The sequence below is a fragment of the Nostoc sp. genome, from assembly GCF_035638895.1.
Lineage (GTDB): Bacteria > Cyanobacteriota > Cyanobacteriia > Cyanobacteriales > Nostocaceae > Nostoc.
The window spans coordinates 1-7,644 of the sequence record NZ_DASQZC010000450.1 but is presented as its reverse complement, the minus strand read 5'-3'; the positions used below and the strand labels follow the sequence as shown (position 1 = coordinate 7,644).

12 protein-coding genes and 1 pseudogene are annotated in these 7,644 nt (G+C 46.2%); 5 read left to right on the top strand and 8 right to left on the bottom strand.

The window, feature by feature from the left end; all coding sequences use genetic code 11:
* The first annotated feature begins 121 nt into the window (after positions 1-121).
* Positions 122-367, top strand: a complete 246-nt coding sequence (locus VE944_RS22730; protein ID WP_324982263.1) for a hypothetical protein — start codon at positions 122-124, stop codon at positions 365-367.
* A gap of 180 nt (positions 368-547) precedes the next feature.
* On the opposite strand, the gene VE944_RS22725 is transcribed toward VE944_RS22730, so the two are convergent.
* The 6 genes and pseudogenes from VE944_RS22725 to VE944_RS22700 form a co-directional block, all read right to left on the bottom strand.
* Entirely contained in the window at positions 548-1,150 is a 603-nt protein-coding gene (locus tag VE944_RS22725) for a hypothetical protein (protein ID WP_324982260.1), read from the bottom strand.
* A 74-nt stretch (positions 1,151-1,224) separates the two neighbouring features.
* Entirely contained in the window at positions 1,225-1,650 is a 426-nt protein-coding gene (locus tag VE944_RS22720) for a hypothetical protein (protein WP_324982257.1), read from the bottom strand.
* The gene (locus VE944_RS22715) at positions 1,647-3,152 is read right to left on the bottom strand and encodes a DUF4055 domain-containing protein (RefSeq protein ID WP_324982254.1); all 1,506 of its coding nucleotides are present in this window, start codon (positions 3,150-3,152) and stop codon (positions 1,647-1,649) included. Before VE944_RS22715 ends, VE944_RS22720 begins: the two co-directional genes overlap by 4 nt.
* Positions 3,153-3,253: 101 nt before the next feature.
* Positions 3,254-3,361 (bottom strand): annotated as a pseudogene (locus VE944_RS22710).
* 70 nt (positions 3,362-3,431) lie between these two features.
* On the bottom strand, positions 3,432-3,572 hold the full coding sequence (locus VE944_RS22705; RefSeq protein WP_324982251.1) for a hypothetical protein: 141 nt from the start codon (positions 3,570-3,572) through the stop codon (positions 3,432-3,434).
* A gap of 8 nt (positions 3,573-3,580) precedes the next feature.
* Positions 3,581-4,447: a hypothetical protein gene (locus VE944_RS22700; RefSeq protein WP_324982248.1), complete on the bottom strand. Its 867-nt coding sequence runs from the start codon at positions 4,445-4,447 to the stop codon at positions 3,581-3,583.
* A gap of 90 nt (positions 4,448-4,537) precedes the next feature.
* Here VE944_RS22700 and VE944_RS22695 point away from each other — a divergent pair, with 90 nt between their 5' ends.
* The 3 genes from VE944_RS22695 to VE944_RS22685 all read left to right on the top strand — a co-directional run bounded on the left by VE944_RS22695 (position 4,538) and on the right by VE944_RS22685 (position 6,478).
* Positions 4,538-4,834 carry an HU family DNA-binding protein gene (locus tag VE944_RS22695; protein ID WP_324982245.1) on the top strand — a complete coding sequence of 99 codons (297 nt, stop codon included), beginning with the start codon at positions 4,538-4,540 and terminating at the stop codon, positions 4,832-4,834.
* A 292-nt stretch (positions 4,835-5,126) separates the two neighbouring features.
* Positions 5,127-5,582 carry an HNH endonuclease signature motif containing protein gene (locus VE944_RS22690; RefSeq protein ID WP_324982242.1) on the top strand — a complete coding sequence of 152 codons (456 nt, stop codon included), beginning with the start codon at positions 5,127-5,129 and terminating at the stop codon, positions 5,580-5,582.
* Between the two features lie 56 nt (positions 5,583-5,638).
* Positions 5,639-6,478 (top strand): tyrosine-type recombinase/integrase, encoded by an 840-nt coding sequence (locus VE944_RS22685; protein WP_324982239.1) that lies wholly within the window; start codon positions 5,639-5,641, stop codon positions 6,476-6,478.
* A 190-nt stretch (positions 6,479-6,668) separates the two neighbouring features.
* Here the strand turns inward: VE944_RS22685 and VE944_RS22680 are convergent, their stop codons facing one another.
* Positions 6,669-7,073: a DUF6464 family protein gene (locus tag VE944_RS22680; protein ID WP_324982236.1), complete on the bottom strand. Its 405-nt coding sequence runs from the start codon at positions 7,071-7,073 to the stop codon at positions 6,669-6,671.
* Positions 7,060-7,125, bottom strand: coding sequence for a DUF6464 family protein (locus VE944_RS34190; RefSeq protein ID WP_414690155.1), 66 nt, complete (start codon positions 7,123-7,125; stop codon positions 7,060-7,062). Before VE944_RS34190 ends, VE944_RS22680 begins: the two co-directional genes overlap by 14 nt.
* Before the next feature lie 397 nt (positions 7,126-7,522).
* Between VE944_RS34190 and VE944_RS34185 the strand changes: the two genes are divergently transcribed.
* A partial coding sequence (locus VE944_RS34185; RefSeq protein WP_414690154.1) for a helix-turn-helix domain-containing protein occupies positions 7,523-7,644 on the top strand: 122 nt, incomplete at its 3' end.

The following is a 7,644-nucleotide window of genomic DNA, read 5'->3' as shown; positions in this document are numbered from 1 at the left end:
TGCGATCGCATTTGGTCAGTTCTCAAGTACGCTTCATTGAGGGCGGTGAGGATTTGATATCTTTGTTCTAGAGTAAAAGGCATATCAATAATTTGTAATTGTTAATTAATGGTTCCAATTTATGGTGAATATACAAGAGATTCTTGACAAGAGGTTTGCTACTCATGAGGAGGCGATCGCCGAATGCGGAGACTACAGGATATTGATAGCGAATGCCTCCCCTGTACCAATTCGTTCATTACCTTGTTCTTTGGAAGAAGATATGGTTATGCCTGTCACGAAACCACTTGCTGTAACAACAATTGAGTTAAGACTTTTTCAAAGCGGGGATGGATGGTGGCGATTCATTAATATGGGTGAAAAATGAAAGTATTTAATCCGTGGGGATTTTTTAAGTCAGGTGAAGTTATCAAGCCGCTAGTCATTCAGGAGCCGCCCTGTAAGTATTGTCAGTTCTGGAGTCCGAGAGCAATAACTGACGAGAAAGGAGGATTCATCGGTGTCCAACTTTGCATGAGTGAAAGTATGCATCATGATTTTTCCTGCTTCAAACCTTGCGAAATACCAGCCGACATCGACATCGACCCCCACACTCACAATCCACCCCAGGCGGAATAACGTTTTGAATCAGCGTCCAGGCTAGCCTCTGATAACTAATACATGATGCACAGTGACGGGATTGGGCATCTAGTAGACGCTTGGCATAAAATCCATATTTGCCCCGGCTAGTAAACTCAGATTCAAAAAAGCTAGTCTTGGCAGATTTGGCATAACTTCCAGCCCGTCTAATCGCCTGTTCTGGTGTCAGCTTCCCATCTGCCAAATCCTGCCCAAAACCATGAAGATATTTGTACTGCTTCTTGAGTTGCGCCCCCACTTTGCCATAATGCGTGGGAGTCAATTGATTTGTTCCTCCTGCACCCACGGCCGCGTTCCGTAGGTGCGATTCTTTTAAGCTTTGCGCCATCCGGGTTTGAAATTCAGGGATGTCAATTTTGTTTTGAGCCAAAAGCCTTGCGTGTCCCTTCAATCGCACCTCTAGGCGGTTTACCTCCGCGTCAATCAACTTGGTGACATCAGCGACCTTGACAAAGCGCCCCGTCTCCGTGTCCCGATATCTATGGCTTGATGGATCGAATTGGTAGGGCATTGACAAAGGGTTTTATTGTTTTATGCGATCGCTCAACCATCTCATCCACCTCAGATTGGCGGATGGTGGCGAGGTCAAGCAGTTGGGCTAGAGTTAGCGGTTGCCCCTTGGGGCGAAAGGTTTGCATATTTGAGTTTCACCAAAGCGTGAGCGATCGCATTTATTGCTTGTTCTTGGGCTGTTCCTCTCAGTGTTCCGGTCTTCGCATCAAATGGGGCAAAGTGCAGATGCAGTAATTCATGTACTAGAATCTTTTCAATGCAATACGGGCACATCGCATCAGATGGGTAGTCTTCACGACTAACTATCTTTATCTCAGCAATCTTCTTGTTCAAGTCCCAATAAACTAATCCCTCTGAGGAATCCATCTCTTCGCTTGGGGCGATAAAGGCTGAAATATCCCAATCCAAAAGCTTGAGGGTACGCTGCCATTCAAGCAGGATTTGTGGCAGGACTTCTAAATCCATTTGTCCTTCTGGAGAAACCAGTCTGTAAATCATGGTGCAAGTACAGGGTCATCATTACCCTGTGGTAAATCTCTCACGGCGTTTTTCTCCGTCAATTCCACCTCGGCATCAATGTCAAATTGGCGTGGTAGAACTTTGCCCATCTGCAAGAGCATTAATAAGGTGCGATCGCTAATCCGCCCAGAATCCGCAAGATTTTGCAGTTTGTCCACTTGCTCTGGTGTGAGTGGTATTGAAAGCAGCGATTCATCTTGAGTGATGCCACCGCCCTCGGCTTCCCCGGTGTAAGCCACCCAAAATTTAAATATTTGTTGTATTGCGCTCTCTTTCCGGCGGGCCACGCCTTTGAGGTTGGCGCTGGTTTTGGTGGAGTCCAAAAGTACTTCTGTAGCGGTCTTTTGGTGTTCACCACTGGTCAAAAAGTCCAGCGTCATCCCCTTCATCGCCGCTTCTAGGTCTTTGAGGTCGTCTTTGGAAGCGGCGATCGCCACCCCACTAGGTTCAGCAAAGAAAAAGTCCCCGTCTGTGGGAATGTCCAGCACCGAGTTGGGGCCAATCACCAAAGGGGGGACTTTTTTTATGTCATCTACCGTCTTTATTAAGCCCTTTCGCACCGGCACTGGCAAGTTACATTTGCGAAGCACTTCATTTAACTGGCTACGCTTCTGGTAATACTCGATATTGAGTTTTGCCAAGTTGAGGAAGGGGGCTTTGGCTGCAAATAACTGCGACTCAGTGACAGAGTAATAAACTAGGGGAATCTCATCAAGACTTGTAATACCATTTTCAACCAGTATTGTTTGCGCCTCACCACCATTGCCCTCAAGGATTTGAAAAACGAAATATTCACCTGGAACCAATACCCGATAATAAGTTGCTTCTTTCTCACCATAGTCACCATCTGGCTCTAATCGCGTTTCACGGATGGTTACTTGTGCTAGAGTCGGTTTCCCGTTTACCTTAGTGGTTCGCCAGTTGAGGATGTCGCGGCGGTCAATTAATACCAAGTATGGACGGCGATCGCTTGCCAATAAATCTGATTGTGATGCAATGCTGGGATCTTCGGTCGGGTATTCCACCATAACCCCGCACCACCCATCACGCAGACAGTATTGATCGACCTCGTTGAAAAATGTCCACAAGTCATTGCCCATCAAGTCGATATTATCTTTATTTGCCTCAATGCTTTGGGCGGTATCCTCATTGAGGCTAAAAACGCTCAAAAGCCCAGCGTAGTCTTTGATTGCAGGTTCAAAGCGATTATCAAAAGTGGTGCGTTTGACGCGATCGCTCCAGGCTTGGGGCGGTTCCTTGACTTCTTTGGGGAGGTAAACTCTTTCTCTTCCCTCTAGCCCATTCCAGCAATCAAGCAATAGCAGCAGATTGCTAGAGTATGCAGCAGCTGCACCAGATAGGGTTGATGGTAGATTGTTGGAATTAGTGGGAGGCAAGCTACGTAATTGTTGTGGGGTGTACGTAGCCAAAATTCCCGATATGGGAACAGAGCAGAGTTGAACTGCTTGAGCTAACCGCATTCGTTTCCAGCGTCACCCATGCAGGCCCTAGTACAGTGCATCCTGTGTTTGTGTACCGTGGGCGGGTCTAGTTTTGCTCATCGGCCCCGACTGTTCCTTAAGGGCAAAGACAGGAATCGAACCTGTACGCAAGCGTCGTTTCTTGCACGTCCCTACTGTAGCGTCCTACAGGTCAAAGGGTACTGCGTCTGCCATTTCGCCACTTTGCCAAGTTGCTTCGTATTCACGCTAAAGCAACTTTTTGCCAAGGGCAAGAGCAGGAGTCAAACCTGCAAGCGCTTATTTTCTTCGTCGCCAAGTCCACGCCCCAGTTTCCTGTATTGTGGCTTCCACCGCATGAGTCACTTGTGCTGCCTTGCCGTGAGTGCGATCGCCCTGTCCGCACCCAACACGCATTTTGTAGGGTAAAGGCGATCGCACTTTATATATTAATCCTCAGCCGCTACTGCTGCCATACTCTCCAGATAGGCTTTAGCGCCATCAATGAGGCGATCTTGAATTTCTTGTGGGTTGCCGCCTTTGGTAAATTTCTTGTAAGCAGCCAGAATCTTTTTGCGTAAAGCCTGACCGAATTCGCTTGTGCCTTCAATAAACGCGCTCAAGGCATCAACCTTGGTCGTGTCCTCAAGCTTGACCTTATTGAAAAAGTTTTCAAGTGTGTACTGAACGCTTTTGCTAGCAAGGTTAGGAAGACCAGCGTTTGCCCCTGTTTTAATTATCATGATGTCCGCGATCGCCAGTTCCGAAATTAAGATTTTGGCTGATGGTTTGCGGGGTTTTGAAGTTGTGGCGCTTGCCGCCTGAGTCGTTGTAGCGACCGCGCCGTTTTCTTCTTTGAATGATCGCGCCCATTGGAGAACCACGCCATCAAAGGCGGCTTCGGTGATCATCTCCGCCCCGTCTTCCGTTGGGTGAATTACTTCTTTAGCCCGCCCTAGCAGCATCTTGACTTCTTGGGGCGATTTTGATGTAGCTTTTGCTAAAGTCTCTAAGCTTAAAAATCTTTCCGTGGCGCTGCCCTGTTCGGTGATTCTTTCTGCTGTTGCAACCATATTATTGTCTCCAGTTTCTTCACATTCTAAACATATTTCATAGCCTAGAAGTGGATTTATTTTTTTGAAGATTTCTTGGCGATATTGCAGCAGTGTGGAAAGTGTTGCGATCGATGCACATCTAAGATTTAAGATAGTCCGGGTTTTAGATACTGAAATATAGGGTATTGCTTGGTTTAGCGCTTTTTTCAATTTCGGTTGATCAAATAAAAGTGAAAGTAGCTGACCATTGTTAATATTCATAAAATTGCCTGAATTCTGTTCCTTTTCCCCCTATCAATCAAGAGGTATCGGTGTTAGAGTTCCTTATGTTCTGGCACTTTGAGGCATTTTATGAACAAGGGTGAATTAGTAGATGCTCTGGCTGATAAGGCTGGTGTTACCAAAAAGCAAGCTGATGCGGTTTTAACTGCCACGCTGGAGGCGATTATTGAAGCTGTCGCCAATGGCGAGAAGGTGACATTGGTGGGATTTGGAAGCTTTGAGCGGCGCGATCGGGCGGCACGGGAAGCTAGGAATCCTCGCACTGGTGATCCCATTCAAATTCAAGCAACTAGAGTACCTGGTTTTTCGCCAGGGAAAGCTTTTAGGGAAACAGTTGCACCTGTTGCTAAAAAACAGGCTGCATGAACCCGAAACCGTTGTATAATAAGGGATAGCGAGACTCGCCAGTGCTGGTAACACTACGAGCCTCTAAACGACAAACCTGTGATTGAGGTATGCCGCCATGCTTTTATTATGCGATCAATCGGTGACAGCTAAGTGCTGCTGCCGATGTAGGCGTTTACAGTCTTTAGAAAATTTCCATAGAGATTCGCGCAAATCGGACGGAAGGGCTGGGGCTTGCAAGGAGTGCAAGAAAAAGAGTCGGAAGCCTCAGCTACAAAGGAATCGAATTCGTCCCATTTTTTCGATCAATGAGATGAGTGTTACGCCAGAGGTTGAGGCTAGATTCTGGTCGTGCGTTGATAGCTCTGGCGATTGCTGGCTTTGGCTTGGTTCCAAAATAAATGGTAGGTACGGTAAATTTTCTATTAGACGTAGAGAATTTACGGCTCATAGAGTTTCCTATCGCCTGGTAAATGGTTCTATACCAAACGGAATGCACATCTTGCATCGTTGTGATAACCCTGCTTGCGTAAACCCATCGCACTTGTTTGCTGGGACCAACCAGGACAATATTGCTGATAGGGTTGCTAAAGGACGATCAAACAGGCAACCGAAGAAAGTTTATACAACCATTGATCAAGTAAAGGAGATACGCGCACGTCGCGCGAGTGGTGAAAAGTCTGGGCAGATAGCAAAAAGTATGGATATTCCTGCAAATCGGGTATATTCCATTGTTGGGCGAAAAGTCTGGAAAGATGTAGAAGACTAAAAACAAAACCGGGCTTTTGTTATAGGAACTCTAAAGCATTATAAATACTAGCTTTCATGAGTTCCTTATCTCGCGTTTCCACCGACCAAAAACTAATTGAAATGTGGCTGCATGGCAGGCCAGTTTCTACCCAAAAAGAATATCGTCGTGACATACAAGCCTTCCTAGTCTTCGTAAATAAAGAACTACAAGAGTGCAGATTAGAGGATTTGCAAGCTTACTCTACCTTCTGGGATGAGAGGGGCATTAAAGCCACTACCAAAAAACGCAAGCTCAATGTTGTCAAGTCGCTGTTTACCTTTGCCACTAAACTTAATTACATCCGTTTTAATGTGGCGGCGGCACTCAAGATGCCCAAAGGCGATGTCTCCCTTGCTGGACGCATCCTTAGACAAACCGAAGTCTTGAAGTTGGTTAATTGTCCTAAATTATCAGTCCGCGATCGCTGTTTTCTCCGACTCGTTTATGCTACTGGGGTGCGAGTTAGCGAAGCTTGTAGGTTGAAGTGGAATGACTTTCAAGAGCGTGATTCGGGAGTTGTACAAGTTACGGTACTTGGTAAAGGTGAGAAGCTGCGGACTGTGTTAGTACCTATTGCGGTATGGATGGAATTAGAGCAACTGCGCGGACATGAATGCGTATTTGTGGGAGCTACGGGCAACGCCATCGACAGAGTGATGGCACACAAGATAATCAAGAATGCAGCACTTGAGTCTGGAGTGAATTCAAAGGTTTCTTTGCATTGGTTACGCCATGCCCACTGTCAGCACGCACTATCTCGCGGCGCTCCAATTCATTTAGTTAGAACAACTATGGGGCATTCGAGTATTGCAATTACCGACCGATATCTTGAATCTAACCCGGAAGACTCTAGTAGTAATTATTTGGGAATGTGATAATTTCAGTTAACGCACCATCGCCGACAATCTCAATGGATGACAATGGTATCCATCTTAGCTGCTCCTCACCAAAAACTTGAATCCCAGCCTCTTTCTCATCGCCTCAAATTAGTAAGCCGAATTTTCCGTCGGCAAGCTTGATGGGTGGTTCACCTTTGAGTTCTAGATATTGCTGATAGTTCATAAATCAAATTCTCTCATAATCCTTGCACCCCTGGCACTCTCCACTGGGATTTATAGCACACCGTATATAGGGCGATCCCGCATTCCACTTGCAACTCACATCACCAATGAATTGCGGCTCAGAGCAAGCATTGTTCAAAGCATCGGAGAATTCAGAAGAACTAATTCCTATTCTTGCTACCCTCCGAAAAACCTCTGACATCCTCTGTATGTCGGTAGTTTCAGCCCGACTCACAGCATCCGCCTTGATAATTTGATGTCGTCTCCAGTCATTAATTGCCAACCACACCCAAAAACCTCCAAACATCAGCCCAAATACAGCAAGCCAACCACCTTGAATAATAAAGCAGATGGTGTTTTCGGCAATGGCAAGCATCATCAGTGCCGTAAACCAGTCAAAGTTTTTCATAATGTGTACACCCTTCACACGGGCCGCACGGGTTCACGGCACAGCGTAGCATTCTTGATAAGGCGTTGTATTTACAAGTGCGAAGCCCAAGCCCATCATATCCACTATCTGCGCTGATATTATCGTATCTTTGCCAGCGTCCGACGATGTTTTCTGTTGATGGAGTGACTACCTCGCTTCTTCGTAGTCCGGGAAGCTCAATTGGGCGTTCCAATCGTGGTGGCGACTCTATTATGCTGGCTACTACTCCCACCTCCGGCGTAAATACAAATCTGACGCCTTGAGTAGGGAGAGCAACAGCAAAATTTTAGGGCATCTTCAACCCGTTTTGGAGGAAAATCGTCCATAAAAAACACGATAGACAAATCAGATAAAAAGGTTACGATCGCTACTCAGTAGGGAATTCTGGTTTTGTCTATAAAATCATAATTTCTATATTGTCCTAAATAATGTCTCGGAAAAAAGACGGCGACAAAATTAAACTTGCTGAGGCAAAGTATATTACAGGTGAGTCACCCGAAGACATCGCCACCGTCCTTGGTGTTACCCGCCGGACTATCGATCGCTGGGC